Annotated in this window: 18 protein-coding genes and 1 pseudogene; all 19 read right to left on the minus strand. The window is 52.9% G+C overall.

What is annotated here, in order from left to right; translation table 11 throughout:
• Nucleotides 1-478: pseudogene (locus tag BUB86_RS02165) on the minus strand (hypothetical protein); the annotation flags it as partial.
• Between the two features lie 23 nt (nt 479-501).
• Entirely contained in the window at nt 502-774 is a 273-nt protein-coding gene (locus BUB86_RS02170; protein WP_175549380.1) for a hypothetical protein, read from the minus strand.
• An 8-nt stretch (nt 775-782) separates the two neighbouring features.
• Entirely contained in the window at nt 783-1,625 is an 843-nt protein-coding gene (locus tag BUB86_RS02175; protein ID WP_073204653.1) for a M23 family metallopeptidase, read from the minus strand.
• Nucleotides 1,622-2,419 carry a hypothetical protein gene (locus tag BUB86_RS02180; protein ID WP_073204657.1) on the minus strand — a complete coding sequence of 266 codons (798 nt, stop codon included), beginning with the start codon at nt 2,417-2,419 and terminating at the stop codon, nt 1,622-1,624. Before BUB86_RS02180 ends, BUB86_RS02175 begins: the two co-directional genes overlap by 4 nt.
• Nucleotides 2,420-2,422: 3 nt before the next feature.
• Entirely contained in the window at nt 2,423-3,127 is a 705-nt protein-coding gene (locus BUB86_RS02185; RefSeq protein WP_073204660.1) for a hypothetical protein, read from the minus strand.
• A gap of 48 nt (nt 3,128-3,175) precedes the next feature.
• On the minus strand, nt 3,176-3,679 hold the full coding sequence (locus tag BUB86_RS02190; protein WP_073204663.1) for a hypothetical protein: 504 nt from the start codon (nt 3,677-3,679) through the stop codon (nt 3,176-3,178).
• Between the two features lie 2 nt (nt 3,680-3,681).
• Nucleotides 3,682-4,509: a conjugative transposon protein TraN gene (gene traN / locus BUB86_RS02195; RefSeq protein WP_073204666.1), complete on the minus strand. Its 828-nt coding sequence runs from the start codon at nt 4,507-4,509 to the stop codon at nt 3,682-3,684.
• A gap of 74 nt (nt 4,510-4,583) precedes the next feature.
• Nucleotides 4,584-5,816 (minus strand): conjugative transposon protein TraM, encoded by a 1,233-nt coding sequence (gene traM / locus BUB86_RS02200; RefSeq protein ID WP_073204670.1) that lies wholly within the window; start codon nt 5,814-5,816, stop codon nt 4,584-4,586.
• 3 nt (nt 5,817-5,819) lie between these two features.
• On the minus strand, nt 5,820-6,077 hold the full coding sequence (locus tag BUB86_RS02205; protein ID WP_254795070.1) for a hypothetical protein: 258 nt from the start codon (nt 6,075-6,077) through the stop codon (nt 5,820-5,822).
• Between the two features lie 84 nt (nt 6,078-6,161).
• On the minus strand, nt 6,162-6,776 hold the full coding sequence (gene traK / locus BUB86_RS02210) for a conjugative transposon protein TraK (RefSeq protein ID WP_073204676.1): 615 nt from the start codon (nt 6,774-6,776) through the stop codon (nt 6,162-6,164).
• 18 nt (nt 6,777-6,794) lie between these two features.
• Entirely contained in the window at nt 6,795-7,892 is a 1,098-nt protein-coding gene (locus tag BUB86_RS02215; protein ID WP_073204679.1) for a hypothetical protein, read from the minus strand.
• Between the two features lie 362 nt (nt 7,893-8,254).
• Entirely contained in the window at nt 8,255-8,986 is a 732-nt protein-coding gene (locus BUB86_RS02220) for a DUF5045 domain-containing protein (RefSeq protein ID WP_073204682.1), read from the minus strand.
• Between the two features lie 2 nt (nt 8,987-8,988).
• Complete coding sequence (locus BUB86_RS02225) at nt 8,989-9,759, minus strand: hypothetical protein (RefSeq protein WP_139261313.1); 771 nt, start codon at nt 9,757-9,759, stop codon at nt 8,989-8,991.
• Nucleotides 9,704-12,259, minus strand: a complete 2,556-nt coding sequence (locus BUB86_RS02230; RefSeq protein ID WP_073204685.1) for a hypothetical protein — start codon at nt 12,257-12,259, stop codon at nt 9,704-9,706. Before BUB86_RS02230 ends, BUB86_RS02225 begins: the two co-directional genes overlap by 56 nt.
• Nucleotides 12,252-15,170 carry a TraG family conjugative transposon ATPase gene (locus BUB86_RS02235; RefSeq protein WP_139261315.1) on the minus strand — a complete coding sequence of 973 codons (2,919 nt, stop codon included), beginning with the start codon at nt 15,168-15,170 and terminating at the stop codon, nt 12,252-12,254. Before BUB86_RS02235 ends, BUB86_RS02230 begins: the two co-directional genes overlap by 8 nt.
• A gap of 27 nt (nt 15,171-15,197) precedes the next feature.
• Nucleotides 15,198-15,488: a DUF4133 domain-containing protein gene (locus tag BUB86_RS02240; RefSeq protein ID WP_073204692.1), complete on the minus strand. Its 291-nt coding sequence runs from the start codon at nt 15,486-15,488 to the stop codon at nt 15,198-15,200.
• Nucleotides 15,488-15,814: a DUF4134 domain-containing protein gene (locus BUB86_RS02245; protein ID WP_254795084.1), complete on the minus strand. Its 327-nt coding sequence runs from the start codon at nt 15,812-15,814 to the stop codon at nt 15,488-15,490. The genes BUB86_RS02240 and BUB86_RS02245 overlap by 1 nt, the downstream gene beginning before the upstream one ends.
• 130 nt (nt 15,815-15,944) lie before the next feature.
• The gene (locus tag BUB86_RS02250; protein ID WP_254795071.1) at nt 15,945-16,313 is read right to left on the minus strand and encodes a DUF4134 family protein; all 369 of its coding nucleotides are present in this window, start codon (nt 16,311-16,313) and stop codon (nt 15,945-15,947) included.
• Nucleotides 16,270-16,824 (minus strand): hypothetical protein, encoded by a 555-nt coding sequence (locus tag BUB86_RS02255; RefSeq protein WP_073204699.1) that lies wholly within the window; start codon nt 16,822-16,824, stop codon nt 16,270-16,272. Before BUB86_RS02255 ends, BUB86_RS02250 begins: the two co-directional genes overlap by 44 nt.
• Nucleotides 16,825-17,159 lie beyond the last annotated feature (335 nt).

The following is a 17,159-nucleotide window of genomic DNA, read 5'->3' on the forward strand; positions in this document are numbered from 1 at the left end:
CACTGGCCAGTGACAGCAGTGACGAACGCCGGGCTTCGTCGAGGATATAGTCGACAGAGCCCTTGAAAGGACTCTTCTCCACCTCATAGTCCACCATCCGCATCATCAGACGGTGATTGACATAGGCCATCGCGAGGTCGCCGCCCAAGGCATCAGAAAGCTGGCGGTAACGCGACTCACCCACCTGGGCAACAGCCGCAGTACGCCAAGCCTTTGCCAAGACCTCTACATCATGACGAAGCTGACTGTCACCCACCATATCGGCACTGAGCTTCTCAATGTCCTTGGCAGGAACGTTCAGCGTCACTCCCGCAGCATAGTCCTCAGACGGCATCAGGGCGTTCCTCACACCAAAGCCCGAGGAACGTCCTGACACCACAGCGGCATTACGGCAGTCAATATAGAAGTCCAACCGACGGGTCAGCTGTTTATCGAAATACCTGTCGATGCAATACTCCGCATCCCTAAAATTCTGCAAATCCATTATACCTTATTATATTATTAGAGACCAAGAAGCTGCTGACGGGTCTGGTCAATGGCCTTATGATAGATACTCATCTGCTTAGGCCAGAAACGGGTGAGCCACGAATCCTTCGAGATCTGGTCATTGATAAAAGCTATAGCCTGCTTGCGGGTTATCTCTATCGCCGGCTCACCCTTCTGCCTGTCATTAAACCATGCCTTCGTCCAGCAGCGGTTACCCTCCGTGTCGAAATAGACGGAAGCGACACGCTTCACATCGAAACTCTTCACGTCTATCTGGAGTCCTGCCAACGGGTCTGTCAGATAGCCGTCGGCTGCTGCCTGGTCAGAAAGTTTTTTTTTACGTCGTCACCCCATGAGGAAAGATACACGCCATGGCGCAGGGCCATGTAGTTCAGGAAGTCACCTATCAGGAGATTCTGCACTTTGCCTGCCAAAGGCGCTCCACGGCTGCTCAGCCCAAGGGGATTGCCTATCTGGGGGATGGTCTCAAAGAAATAGCTCCTGCTGGCAGACTGCGCGAAGATATTCCTGAGCGACTGCTCCATCCTGACTGACGGAGCATAGCTGCCCAGACGGATGTCATTCATATAGGCCGGGAGCCAGCGGAGCATCATCTGCAGCAGCTCTTCCTGGTCTTCATCATAGTCGGTCTTCACCTTCACGCCGAGGTTGGCAAGGCGGTAATGGCCCTTGATACCCATCGCCTCCAGCTGCTCCATATTGCCATAGACCATGGCCAGGAACTCCATCGGGTCAAGCTCACGACCCTCACAGCTCACCTCGAAATGCAGGAAGTTGCCACTCTGGGCCACCTGCAGTCCGGCATAGACAGGCATGCCGTAAGTGACATACGCCTCACGGACATGACCGTACTTCACCTCGAACTTGCCATACTTGGTGATGATATAGTTCTCATGGACGGCATCCGTGCCCACACCTACCACCGTGCCTGTCGCCAGGGCAAACAAGGGCAGGTCGTGAGCGGCAAAGTCCACGCCACGATGGACAAACGTCTCACCTGTCATGGGGTGCTTCTGTTCACCATAGCCGAGACTCACCTGTACCTCTTCCTCCTCCGATGCCTCGAAAGGCATCATGAAGCCACTTGCGGACTCCAATAACAGATCTTTCGTATTCATGCTCTTCCTCTCCTTATGGTATGCTCGTTAGACTCCTCACTCTCATTCATCGCCAACTGGGGCTGATAATGCTGCACCGGTGCTATGGGCAGTTCCGCCGTCTGAGGATGATAGCCCTGACGATAGGGTATCTGCTGCTGTGGAAGGACTGTCTGCTGCATGCGCATGTTCTTCATGGCCAGTGAGCCAAGGAACAGCGAGGCAATCTTTCCCATCCAGCCGAAATTGCCGAACATCAGGAAAGCTGCAGGTATCAGGGCAGCAAGGCTCATGCCAGAGCCACCGCTCCAGAAACTGCTGGCCACCTGCCCGACACTGTCGAACGGGTTCAGAGATGAGAAAAGCCCGCCACCCTGCTGGGGCATGATGGCCTGCTGCTGATAGCCCTGAATCATCTGACCTGCACCCTGACAGGCATTCTGAATACCCTGTCCTGCTGCATGGAAGCCGTTCTCCACCGTATCGACGGCATTGCCTGCCGCATGACTGATATGGTTGTATGCTCCCTCGCCGACCATGCCATCCACCACGTTCTCGCCAATGGACTTGTCGGCACCTTCGGCACCAAAGGCGAGACCTTTGAGTCCGCCCGTGACGCCTTTCTCCTTCAAGCCCTTCGATGCATCGTCACCCAAGGCGACTTCCGTAGCCTGCTCCAACAACGACTCGTCATTGACGAAATACTTCCAGCCGACGACACTACCAGCCGTCAACCCCAGGAACTTCTTGGGGCTGTGGCCTGCGAACCTGGCGACCTTGCCGCCAACATTCAATGCTGTACTCCAACCTCCCATATGCTATAAAGGATTATATTCTACTATCAGCCTGGCCCTGTAACAGTTGGTCTTCGGTGCCTTATGACGGCTACCGTCGGCCATCGAGAAGAGCCATGCCTGGTTCATCTTGTTCTGGGCCACCTCCGTACTCGTCCAGTACCAGCAGCCCGCATTCTCCGGACTGCGGTTCACGGGTGTACCGCCACATCGTTCGATGACGGGGTTCACTATCGGGAGCGCACTGTAGAGCAGTCCCAGCTCTGCCACACTCGGCACATAGTCACTCTGGAAGAACCAGTGGTGACGGAATGCCAGCAAGCCTAACGGGGATGTGTAGTAGTTACGGGGATCGGCCTTGTAATCCTTGACAACAAGACTATCCCTGTCAAGATGGGTGGTCTGCAAGGCCACCGTATTCACATAGCCGTCATAATCCGTCTCGCTGCCACTGGTCTTCTGGTCGAAGCTCAGCGTATCAGCAAAAGCCACGGGAGCTATCTCGTCGAGCAGCACAGCCAAGGCCTGATGCTGGTCATTCTTCTCTGCGAACACCACGGCCACAGGGGTATGCACAGTGGCATCGAAAACCGACGGACTTACTATCCGGCCATCCGAACAGAGGATATAGCCAGGATGGATGTCAAGGTCTATCGGTTCATGCTCATCGCAGGATGACAAAAGTCCTACAGACATCACCATCATTATTATTAAAGATAAATTCCTCATATTTTTTCTTTATTAAAGACTAAATATTTAAGTTACTCATTCACAGGACTATAGCGGCAGTTTTAGACCACCGACAATACCCGTTCGCCATTGTAAACCAGAGCCAATGATCACATCTTCCTTCACCTGAAAGAAGAGTTCCCAACCGCCTTTCAGGGCGTAGCTGTGCTCATAGCCGACATGCACACCGCCTACAAAATCATGAAGGTCTGAACCGCCACTGGCACCGATACGGAGGTTCCCGTGATGGTTACGCCCGCGATTCACACAAGGCTTGTAGGCTATGCCCAAATGCCACGAATTATAGTTATGCCAGAAACTCTTCTTGGTGACATGACCCGCATCAGGGTCATCGTCGTACTGGAGATATCCCGTAGCGAAATATTCCCAGGCATTATGGTACTTGCTGCCATGCTCATAGGCAATGGTCGCATCAAGGCCTCTCTCATACAACATACCCACACCCATCATGAGGTGGTTGCTATTGGTCTGTGCATGGGCTGTCATACCCATTGCAGCGACAATCAGACATAAGACTGCTTTCTTCATCATCTTCAATCCTCTACCAATAATGAACTGTCAAAAGCATCCGCACTCAGCACATCCTCATAGTCAACGGTCATCGAGATGGTCCGACCACTAATCTGATGCTCACTGAGCTCTATGGACAGCACCTTGTCGTTGGGGAAGGTCATCTTCTTCAGCACAACGACATTACGATAGCCATGCTGGAACGAAGTGCTCTTCTCAAGCAACAGGACTGGCTCCAACATAAGATCCTGCACATTCGTGGCCTTCTGCTGTTTCTTGTCGCTGAGCTTAAAGCGCAGCTCATCGATGTCAAAGCGCAGGTTGGTCCTGTTCTCCACACTGAAGTCGATGAAGAAGTACTCACCCACCGAATAGACATTGTTCAGACGCATGGTCAGATGATGCCTGTTGGTCCTGGTGCTGTGATACTTAGCGGGACTGTTCCAGATACGACGGGCATAGCGTACCATCTCCCCGGTACTCATGCTCACAGCAGGGTTATGGAAGGCATTTCGCTCATCCACCTGCACCTCCTTGTCACTCACGGCTTCCTCCAGACGGGTCGTATAGATCAGGGCATACTGGGAACGATAGCGTTCCGTCACAACGGTCACGATGGCCAGCACGGCACCGTCCTCATGTCCGCCCTCCTTGGGTTTGACACGGATGACATTCTCGATAGGCTTGTCACCAACCACCTTGTCGGTACTGATGTCCACCAGTCGGATGGGCTCCGATGCCGTTATCACTGTAGTCACGTTCTCATTCACGGTCAACTGCTCCATTTCATTGTAGGTCTGCTGGCCGAAGGCGTTCAAAGCAGACGTGGCGCAGAGCAGAAACGCGCCCATTTTGGTTCCGAAAAATCTTTTCATGCTGAAATATTGTCAAAATTTTTTATTTCTTAAACACTTTTTAACAAACATCAACGCTTGCGTTGTTGTTTGCTGTTCACGAGGTACACCTGTGTGCCGTACTTCAGTCGCACACGGTTCTTCTTGATCGCCTTACTGATGGCATTGGAAGTCTTCTGATAGGCATTCTGGAGGGCCTGTCCCGCCCACTGGCTGACGCTCGTCCCGCCACTGGTCTGGTTCAGGTTCATGTTACTCTGCATGGCAGAGCTGCCGATATCCTTCGTCGTCTCACGAAACTGGCTCGCCGGAACATAGAGTCCCTCCAGACCATCAGTCACATCATAGATGGAAAGGCCTATCTTCAGGATCTCGTCACCAACGAGGACGCTCTGCACCTTTCCCTTCACACGCTGCTGGCCGAATCCGCTCATCGTGGCATAGAGATAGCTGCCCTTGGGAACCTGCGTACCATTGATGTCGATATCATCCAAAAGACGCAGACGGACACGGCTGCCCTCCACCGCCTTGATCTCCTCGTCGATAATAGCCTTGATCAGGTTCGAGTTCGGGGCATTCTGACTCAGCGTATTAAAAAACTCCGAGTCATCCTTCGATACCTTCGTGACGATATTGTTCTGGGCATCCTCGTCAAGTTCACGCACGGCATTGGATGCTTCATCAGCCACCTCCCTGGTCGCTTTCGCGCCTTTGGCAAGGACACTGTCCTGCATCTCTGCAGCAGCTCCCATCTTAGCAGCCCCCTGCGCCCGGGCATTGTTCAGGTCCCTGTCGAGGTCGGCCATCAGCCCCTGACGGCGCATCGCCAAGGCCTTGGCACGCTCCTCGTCTGTCACGGGAACCACGAAATCATCACTACCCATGGCCTCCCCTTTCCTGGCGGACTGCGCCACACGGCTGTTCAAATCCGACAGATGACGGATTCTCTCCTGCTGCTGGGCCTGGGCATCCAACTGTCGCAGCTCATCCTCGGAATACTTCGACTCGAAATCCTCCTTCTTATTCAAGGTATCTGGATTCTCGGCAAAGTCCTGAACGGCACTGCGGTCTGTAATCTCTCCAAACGCATCACGCATATTCTTGCGCTTGCTGCCGATTTCCCTGCTGACATTGGCAGAGGGCAGCTGCGCATTCAGATACTCCGTCGTCTGAAGGCTCGCATCCTTCTTGTCCTCTATCTCCACATTGAAGACCTCCATGAAGAGATAGGGAATCAGCAACGCTCCGATATATACGAGCGTCGGGATGATGTACTTTGGCTGTTTGAAATTAATCTTCTTCATATCTTACTTTCCACTATTTCCCTTTATATAATGACCATGCGACTGGAGCGCACTGTCCACACGCTCTACCGCCGTGGCTTTCTGCCGCCCACCCTGCTGATAGGCGGTCACCAGACGATAGACATTCACTAAGAAACAGGCTGTAACAAAGCCGAACACCACCGCCAGAAAGGCCACCTTATGTGCCTGGCCTATCTCCTGCAGCCTCATGGCCCCCCAGCTGATTCCAGCCTTGTCCGCGAACTTCCTGCCCGCTTCCACCTCACGCTCGTAACGCTCCCTGTATTTCGGATCGTTCTTGTCCGGCATCGGCTCTCCTATAATCAATCTCTTCCAACCCATAGCCTAATAGATGGTTTTCTGTTTCTGCTCCAGATCCTGGTTCAACAAGGTACGCCAGTTCGTTATCAACAGTCCGTGGGGATTGTTCTCCGTCCTCGGAACGCGCTTCAGCTCTCCGGCAGTGACCAGCTTTCGCATCAGGATATTCGTCCTGCGCTCGATACGCTGCCTGCCATAATAGGTGAAAGTCATCTGTTGCTTGTCGAACTTGATGCTGTCACAGAAGATTGAGAACACGGCACTCGTACCCATGATGTTATTATAAAAACCCTTTTCCTTCAACGCATTGAACTGGGCCAGTCCCGTCTCATCGACCAGGTACATGGCCTTCTCCATCGTATAGTTGATATACTTGTCGTCAGGCGCAAGGGTAAAGAAGAGATGGTGGAACAGCTCCACATGGCTCTTCGCTTCCACGTCAAGGGTCTCGTCCATCGTCGTGCGCTGCACGAGGATGGGCACGTTGCCGTCCAACACATACACTTTCTTGTGGGCATCGTCCACCATACCCTTGGCGGTGAAGATGGCGCCCATCGAGATGATGATGCAGCCAGCCATGAACATACAGCTGACTATCAGCACCAGCTTAATCTTATTCTCCAGATTCTTTATTACCATATTATTTCTTATTTAAATCTATCGCATTACTGACATGGCACTGGTCTTGGCCTGACTGGCCACGCCCTCACCGAAATTACGGGTCGAGAAGGCCGTATCACCCTCAGGTATCATCCATGCTGCCAGGTCCGGCACGAGGTTCAGACACTTCAGCGCCACCAGACTTGCCACCAACAGGTAGCCTGCCGTCATGAAAGAGTTCTGCAGATACCCGGAGAACCCTCCGTCAAGAATCGCCTGCAGGTTCTCATACTGGATGCTCAGCACGATGTCGAAGAGCAACAGCACATAGAATCCCACGAAGTAGAGCATCGCTCCGTAGAAATGCACGGTGAGATACCTCGTGATCCACTTCGCCCAGGCTCCCTCCCATTTCGGCAGGAGAGAGAATGCCCATTGGATAGGACCGAAGATGGTCAGCATGCCCAGCAGGATCTGCTGACAGAATATCGTTCCCCACCAGCCGATACGGAACACGACCAAGGCCAACAGCATGATGATCTTGTCCAGTCCTATCATCAGTCCCGTATAGGTGCTCTGCAAGTAGAACTTACAGGCCTTCTTCTCCGAGTCCGTGAGTGTCTGATAACCCACATACTGCGTGATATCCGAGACACCGGCCTTCTGCATACCGTCCACCGTCACCTTCGCTATCGCCATATAGTGGTCGATACTATCCTGACGCTGCTTCAGCGGCTCATGGAGGTTGTCGAACTTCTGCTGCACCTGCGCCGCCTCTATCTCATAGAGGTCATGGGTATAAGAGCCGATACAGTTCGGCACATAGGCCAGAACACCCAATACCGATGCCCCGTTGCCTCCGTGCGGATACCACCAAAACATCACGATGGCAATGGCCAGCACACGCAGCACCTTCAGCACGTCGAACGGCTCGCCCTTCGTCATCATCTTATACGCCATGCCCGCCGCCATGATGATGGCAAACATCGCTCCCAGGGCCATACACATCTCCAGTATCCACCAGAAAGGCCCGCTTGCTCCTATGAACGTTGCATCGGTCAGGAACTCGTTCGTCTGGAAAATGACATCGTCAATCTCCTCGTCGAACATGTCAATACCGATATTGTTGACGATACTGTCGACAACTTCCGGCATCGCACCTGCCTGCAAAACCAAACCTGAAACTCCCATTTCGCTTTTTTGCCGCGAAAGTACGACTAAAAACGCAAACAGCTCTTCCCGCAAAATTTTATTCCTGTTATTAACTGTTTCGTAACTTTCCCACGTGAAAAACTATCATCACTGGGGGGCATTCGTAAAATGAATCAAGTTTTAGCAAACAACTCCATTTTGTTAACCATAGCTTATAGAAAACACCTGCCTTTATAAAACAGACTTTATAAAACGGATATTTTCTTATAAGCTTCAGTTTATATTTTGAGCATCAGCAAGCACATCATCAAGCCATGCCGGATAAGTCAAACAGAGAGATTGAACTCGAGCCTAACGGCACTGTCTCACTCTCCTATCCCACCACCAGCTGCCATGGCAACTTTCCACCGGCCATGTGCTGAACGAGCAATGGTAACGATGTTGGCACAGTGTGGTGCACGGGCAGTAGCCATAGCCTCCTTGGCGGATTTCATATGACGCAGGGCGAGGATCAGCTCGCAGACTTCGGTATTCTTCAGGAGTATGTCCTTATAGATGGCGAGATACTGCTCCTTACGCTTGCCCATCGGCATGTAGGCATCACGGACGGCCTGCAGGCCGCAGTTGATGGCATTGTAACGCTCCAGCCAGGTACGGTACTGACCGGCACTGCCCCCCTCCAATGTGATACGCTCGATATTCTGCTTCAGGACGGCGAGCTTGCCCTCTATCTTTCCCTTCTCCACCTGATAGGCCAGGTCGGTAATGCCCGGTGTACGGTCGGCAATATTCAATCCCTCGACACGCAGGCGCTCATTCAGGGCTGAGTCGATTGCCTCTGAATGAGGCACCTCCTGATAGAGCGTGAGGTTCATCTGACTACGGAAGAACTGCTTGTTGGTCATCATGGCTACATTGCGGTAGTTCTTGTGCAAGACATCATAATACCAGTCCGGCGTGAAACTGCCAGCACCCGTCTCCCCGATGGTGAACTGGTTCATCACGGACTCGTCATGATTATAGGTGACGCTCTGTGCGAGCGCCTGAAGCGGCAGCATGGCTGTCAGCATACAAATGATTAACTGTTCCTTCTTCATCGTCAATATCCAACTTCTTCTGTTACACGTTTCCACCGGGAAAAGGCATCGTTGGCCATCTCGCGGAGGGTCTTCGACTGATAGAGCGTCCGCTTGAAATAATGGGTACGGATGGTGACGTACTTCCAGATGACATAATAGGTATGGTCTATACACTGACGGATCCTGTCAAGGGACTCATTGATGTGCCCCATCACCGTCAGCAGACCCTCCGTCGTAATATGCTCCACGCCAGTGGCGTAACCAGCCAGCTCAACAAGGCTGTTCACCAGCTGTGTGCCGTCATCGCCAACCTGCTCAACGGCCCGCTGACAGGCATTGATGATGAGCGTGTCGGAAGAGACGATATCCCCGCGCAGGGTACGCTCGTTGATGAACGTCTCTATCAGGGACTCGAGCTGTCCGATCTTATAGGAGACATCATCATAGGTGTTCTTGACGTTCAGGACCGTCACGCCTCCGTTGTAGATGACATCAATAACGTCGAAACACTTGGTGTATTTGTCGAGCTTCACGTTCAGCGAGTCGTAATCGACATTGGCCTCGCGGCTGTACTGGTGCAGCAGCTCATTGGCCTGCTCCACACCACTACGGGCCATGAGGACACTACGGATGCGCTTATGGTCATCAATAAGGGCTTCGACGGACAGGAAGTCAAAGCTATACTGCGCCCGTGCCAGCATGGGCACGAGCATCAGCAGCAACAGGATTATCTTCTTACTCTTCTTCATCATCCACGATATAATCACCACGGGCCACGGCAGAAGCGACATTGCGCCAATGGCGGAAACTGCGGCCACCGATCCTAATCCTGTCCGTACCGCCAAGAACCGCCACACCAAGGTCGCGCTTCAGGTAGTCGAGCAACGTCTCACGGCTGCGCATGAACTTCTCTATGAGCACCAGCTGGGCATAAATCTTCGAGAGACGGTAGTCCACATCACGGGCTATGGCCAGACGGTCACAGGTCCACAGAAGGTGGATAGCATCCTCGTCACCCTCCGTCTCTGCCGGATTGCTATAGGCATAGTTCGCTTCAACGGAACAATTTGGGAACTCTTCCCTGAGCTCACGCATCCTGTCGTTGACCTTGGCGGCCTTCTCCTCATCGCTCAGCTCAGGATCCAGCTCCATGATATCCGCTATCTGTGAACTGGAGTAGTTGGCACTCAGCGTCCAATGGACGGCCAGGATGGCACGATGGTAGCGGATGCCGAGGAAATGGCTCTCACCACGCTCCTTGGAAAGGTCGGCACGGAACTCCACCTCACCACTGATATTCGGCACATTACCATGACGCACGAAACTCCAGCCCTGCCAGCTGCCAGCATCCGTCCAGATGATATGGTAGGCGGTCTCTATCTCATGCATGACGGCAGGGATGCGATAGGTCCCGTCGCGCTCGTCGGCATAGTCGTCTATCAGTTCCTGACGGGCATTGAGATATTTGTTGAGCTCTGCCTGGGCACGGCTCTTCTCAGCCTCCAGACGGCTGATCTCATTGCGGTTGGCATTATACTGTGCACGCAAGGCAGCGGCTTCCTCCACGCTGGCACGGCTGATCTGCGCCAGCAGGTCGTCGTTCTGCTGCTGAAGTGCACGGATCTGTTCCTGCAGCCGCGTCACCTCACTGCCCCATGTCGAGATACCCTCGTCGAGTTCCGAGGTGTCGGCACCGCCAGAAAGGGTGGTCTCCATGGCATAGCGCTTGGAGTCCTCGTCAAGGGCATGGCGCTGGTTGCCGTTCTCCTTCCAAGAGAAGTTACCCTCACCCAGATTGGCATGGTCATGGCACTCCACTGTGAAGCTGACGGTCGAGCAACCGCGCATACGCACCTCATCAGCAGCCTGGTAGTAGTTCTTGCTGTCCTTGCCGATACGATAGACACGGCCCTCCTCATTGTCGTTCAGCTCCGTGAGCTTCGCATTGAACCTCGCCTGCATGGCATTCTCATCGTCATACTGGCTGTCAAAGACCTCCTCATAGACTTCCTCATAGACATTCCACGTCTTATAGACATCAATATAATGGGCATAGGAGAAGGCCGTCGTACGGCCAGAATTCTTCTTGTAGATACGCGAAGAGCTCATGTAGTTATAGAACTGATAGTGATACTTGTCATCATGGCTGTTCAGCTCCTGACAACGCGCACGGCTCCAGCCGGCATAGCTCTCCGAGTTACGCAGTGAGTTCTCGTAGTCGGCAGACGAATACTGATAGTGTTCATCCGAGGTGCCGACACGATACCACTCACCGCCGTACATGATGCTCTCGCTGTCCGTCGGAGGAGCATAGCTGCACACCTGCTCACTGCCTGAGTCACGCCAGTAGATATACCACCGCTGGGTATAGAAGCGACCCTGCATCTCCTGAAGATAGTCACTGACATAGCTGGTGATATTATAGCCGTCAAGGGTGAAGAGGTTGGCTACGCCCGTACTGTCGGTAGAAAGAATCTGCTGCATGACCAGGTCCTTGATATTCGAGGGGTCAGAGAGCGTCTCGTACATATCCTTGAAGTCATGATAGAGCTGGAGGATCTCTCCGGGCTTCGAGTGGAACACGCCCCCAACCTTGCTGGCATTCGTCCAGACAGAGTCGAGGACGGCACCGCCACCCGAGACGATGGCACCGCCTGCCGTCATGAGTCCGTCGAGGTCATCTTCCAAATCCTCCTTGGTGAGCCCGTCACCGAAGTCAGCCAGATGATCCCACACGGCAGCCCAGTCCACCTCCCCCAGTTTGGTGAGGTCGAACAGGCCTTTCAGATTATCGTTGATGGCCAGGAAAGCGACGTCCTGAAACGACACTTTCCCGTTGGCCACCACTGTCTCGAAGGTCATGCAGAGCTGTTTCACCTGCTCGCAGGTACGAAACAGATAGGGTCCCCAGTAAATGGCCTTCTCCGGGTTCTTGATGGCTAGTGCGCCCACATCCAGCAACTTGGGCATGATCTGTGCGCTGACCATCTTATAGATACGCTTATAGTAGAAGTTCTCCTCGGCATCACCGAAGAGCCCTGCATTCTGGAGAGCCTTGCGGTCAAGCCACTTCGAGGCGAAGATGCCAGCCGTAGCCACTTCGGCACTGGTATAGTGGTCGAGGATTTTCTGCACGTCCTCGTCATTCATCAGCTCAGTGGCCGTCTCTGCCGCATAGGCTGCCGTCATCGCCGCCGTGGTCTTCAGGTCGATATTGACACTGTACCATCCCCCCGCGAAGAGGGGGACGGCCAGCATCTGCAATATGAAAGCAAAAAGAATCCTACGCATGAATCAGCTTTTTAGGAGGCAGGTTCAAGACCCTGCCCTGCTTATTCACCAACTGTGCGAACTCCAGCGACTTGCCGATACCACTACGCTCCCAGTCACGCACAAAGGCCTCGATGGCCTGCTGATGGGTACAGCAGAGTTCCCGACGGTACAGCTTCAGGGCTTCCTTCTCGGCTTTCTCCGTCGTATAGCTCATATAGCACTCACGGGGTTCCTCGATGCCGAAGACATCTCCCTCCGTGCCACGCTTGATGAAGACCTCCTTAAAGGGCGAACGCCCCACCTTATTGTCGAGACGGTTGATGGTGAAGATCTTCTTGCAGTCGATATCCGTCAGGGCCAGCGTCGCCTTGATATCATCAAACTTATCCTTGAACTTGCTCTGGTCAAGCAGCATGAAGACATCGGAGTTGTTGATAATGGCCTCCTTGACGATGGGCGAAGAGGTGATATCCTGGATCTCCTGCGTCACGACACCCACCATGGCCCAGTGCTTACGCGCCGTCTTATAGAGGTACTTGATGTACTCCGCCATGACAGGCGTGGCGATAGCCTTCCATGCTTCCTCGATGACCAGGCACTTGCGCACCTTGTTCTTGATACGCATCTTCTGGGTGAACACGTCCATGATGATGAGCACGATGATCGGAAAGAGCACCGGGTCATCCTTCACCTTGTCAATCTCAAAGACGATGAACTGCTCGTCAAACAGCGAGCCGTCCATGTCGTTGTTCAGGGTGTACTCCAGTGCACCGCCACGGTAGAACGGCTTCAGGATGGCCGCAAAGTCATTGATAGGGAACTCGATACTGTCCTCACGGATAATCTGGGGGATGCGCTGACGGGCAAACTCATAATAGCTGTTAAACGACAGCTCCTGAACTCTCAGGCTCTTGCGCTGCTGCTCACGCTTGGAAATCTCACGCTCGATCTTCTCCATGAACTTACCCTCGACTATCTCCGGTGTCAGACGCTGCAGCTGGTTCTTGGCAGCCGCCTTCTCACCCTCCGTACTGGCTTCGTCATCAATCTTCGCCTGGAGTTTCTCGCTGAGACGGCTGTTGCGCTCATAACGCTGGCGCTCCTCCTCCGTCACATCATAGGAGCCGGTGCCGTTACGCGTCTGCAGCTCTTCCTCGTACTTCTCATATTCGCCATTGCTCTTGGCCGCGATGACCAGACTCTGGTGCAGCTCCTCCTTCTCTTCCTGGCTGAAGCCCTGAAAGGGTGAGAAATACTCACGGTAATACTCGATGATGGTACGCTCGATGATATACTGCTCTATCTTCGTGGGTTCCTGAGCGCCCTTGAAGATCAGGAAGATCAGCGAGGTGAGGAAGTTCTTCTTCTCACCGAAGTTCGTCTGGTACTCCACCTCCGTCACCTTGAAGGGGTTCATGGAGATGGGACGCTCCTTGGTATAGGAGATATAGGTGCCGCCGAAATAGCTGCACAGCCCTTCATAGCTGTCACCGGTATCGACGATGACCACATCGGTATTCTGCTCATAATACTGTCTGACGACGGTATTCATGAAGAACGACTTGCCACTGCCGGAAGGACCGAGGACGAAGAAGTTCGAGTTGTTGGTATACTTGATCTTTCCTTCCTTTCCCGTGGTGTCGATAGGCATCGGCACTCCCTGACGGTCTGTGTAATAACACTTCACCGGCGTGTCATCACCCTTGGTCTGACGCTCCTTGTACATCAGGCACAAGGCAGCATCACTGAGGGTGAGGAAACGGTCATAGTCAGGACTGAGACGATAGACATTGCCGGGGAACGAGGCCACAAACAGCTCCAGCTGGTTGTAGGCACGCTTGGAGATATGGATGCCCTGACGGGAGAAGATGTTCTCAAGATGGTTCGTCACCTTCTGCATATCCTTATCAGCATCCATGGCCACAATAAGGTTATAGTGGGCATAGACGAGCTGCTTTCCCTCACGGGCTATCACCTCCTGGACCTGCTTGATGTCCTCCACGGCCATCTGGTTGGACGGGTTGGGGATGCTGGCATGACGGTTCTTCTTCTTGTCGAGCATCGCCAGTTCCCGCTTCTGGTTAGGCAGGAAGACGACCTGGTTATATACCACCGTATCCACATCTGGAATATGGTCTATCTCACTCATGAGGTCAACAGGCATCACGGCATTGTTGACCGTCATATCCACATAGGGACGCAACACGCCAGGAAGACCCACAGAGTCCACATCCAAGAGACTATAGACCTTGCACTGACGACTGCCCATGCGGATCTCCTCACTGTCAACCTTGAAGTTGGTCATGGAGAAATGGGAATCACGGAAGTTCAGCGCAAAGAAACGGTCGGCATACTCACGGGCTTCCTTCACGGTCAGGAACTCAGCACTCTTGACACCGCCGTCATGCAGCTGGTCGGCCACCTTATGGATCTTCACAAGAAAGTCACGCCACTTACTGCTGTCGTAACTCAGCAGCGCACTCTTTCTGGACTCCTGCGTTATCACCAGATAGGTACTGGCTGCCGTGTACTGGCGCCCATTGAAGAAACGGAAGTAGGCATCCGAGAGAAAACGGCCCGTAGCACCCGTTGCCAGGGCCTTGCCGTCAAAGCTCTTCCTGACGAACACGTCCTGCTTGTGCAGGGCATAGCCCTCACCCAGCGTCTGTACCACAGCCGTCATCAGGTTGGTGAAATCATAGTAACAGTCCGTATCTGCCGAATACTTCTGTACGGGGTTCTCCATCCTCAGGATGGCAGAATACTCTCCGGTCTTGGTATAGAGAACCCCTACCCCATCCGCATCCTCGATGCTGAAATAGATGTCCTTGAAGGTATTGGCTCGCTTGCCGCCCGTGCCAAAGGCCCAGACTGACAATGCCATACCTACAAGGACACATAGAAACGCTATAATAACTACTATTGTCATGCTTTCATTTCAGTTAAGTCTGTTCAGTTAGATCCGCCGCGAATGGGCGAAAATGAAGATTCCCTTATCCTCGTTCTTCGAGTGCAGTCCCTTGCGCTGCTTGAGGAAGGTCATCACACCACCGAAGGCAAGGATGACTGTCAACAGGACCAGTGCCGCTATGAAGCCGACGGCCACATAGCCGATGATGAAACCCACGATGGCACCGCCTGCCGTCCCTGCTGCCCAGTAGATGTAACGACCCTGAAAACCCAAGAATTCAAGAGGCCTTTGAAGCCCCTTGAAAACTTGGTAGTCAAGATGTCCGGTGTCGTTCATCACTCACCGCCGATGCCGAAGAACAGAGGCAGAGCCTGGGCTGCTGCAATCAGGAAGATGCAAGCACCCACGAGCATCATGATGCTCTTCTTCACATCCTGCTCCTCGTTGTTCATCTTGATGTACACACTGATAGCACCCACAACGGCTACGACACCAGCGATGGCATAGCACAGCTTCACAGCCACAGGAACGTACTTCGCAATCTCCGTGGTCACGGTTCCCAGAGCCGTGGTACCAGCGGAATAATCGCCAGCAGCATTCTGGGCGAAGGTGACACTTACCATGCAGAGCATTGCCAGAACCATACCGAAACGGGGTGACATCACTGCTTTCTCACACATGCCGACGGCTCCATTCAGGATGCCGGAAACGGCCTTACAAAACTTACTTTTCTTCATTTTTGTGTTGGTTGATTAATTTAGTTTTTGTGTTGTATAGATATTTATGAATAGCCTAATCGAACGGCGAGAATCCTGAACTGCCGTATTGGTAGCCGAAGAATGCCGGAAGCACAATAGTTGCGCCAATCAGGAACATGATGGCTCCGAACATCATCAGTACGGCCTTGGTAAAACCTCCCTCGCCAGCCTGCAACTTGATATAGATGACTGTCGCATTGTAGATGGCCAGCAGCGACGCTACGGCATAGAGCAAGCCCACGACATATCCCATCGTCAGCACCACCTCGTCAGTCATCTCGGCAAGTGCCTGGGCAGTCAGCGAGTAGTTCGTCCCGCCATTGCTGATAGTTACAAGAAACAGCTGCTGCATCATACGCTCAGAGATTTCCGACCATCTTACAGAGAATACGAGACTGTTCACTCAGCGGTCTTGCCGTGGATGCCCTATATTCATCATTGGTGTACTCGTCCTGATAAGACGGCTTGATAGACAGCATCTCCTTCTTCACGGCAACGAGACGCTCATACTCTGCCTGGCTGGCCTCGCTCTCTTCCTGCAGCAAGGTCTCGTCATCAGGGTTGTCATCAACCGGCTGCTCCTGATCTTCCTGTGTGGCTGAGCCTGAAGAGATGGATACCTCCCTGACACCTGCCTGCTGGCTGGCAGAAGAACCGTTGTCTTCCGGATGCTCTTCCTCTGCAGGTTCCTGCCCGGCATCAGCAGCGGCCTCGCCGGACTGATGGACATGGAACCCGTCTTCGGTCTCATCAATGACGGTAGAGGATTCCTCCCCGATGTCGGCTGTATTGAACTCCTCTGCCGCATCCTTCTTCTGACCTTTCTTTCCGAAAAGATCCTTCATGATCACTGCAGACATATACAGGATATACAAGCCGGTAACTACGAATGCATAAATTGCAAATGCTCCCATTGTTTTCTTTCTTTTTTAAATTTTCTGGGTGCAAAGGAACAACATAATTCGCTAACAAAGGGGCTCCGAAAATTTCATTCCTGTTTTTAACCATGTTACAATCCTAAAACTCGTAAAACGCTTTAAAACAGACTTTTACAGGACATTTTTGACCGTTTTTACTTTTGAATGCCATCTTTCTGACCCTACCACGGTCGCACCGATTCGGACTATGACGGGATAGGAGCATGCTGTCAGGGTGCGTTCCTCCATTGGAGGAGATGCCACGGGCAGTCAGAGAGTTATACGGTCATCCTGCTGATGGACGTTGCTTGTCTCAACGGAAGAGCATGTTA

This window comes from Xylanibacter ruminicola (assembly GCF_900142525.1).
Taxonomy (GTDB): domain Bacteria; phylum Bacteroidota; class Bacteroidia; order Bacteroidales; family Bacteroidaceae; genus Prevotella; species Prevotella ruminicola_A.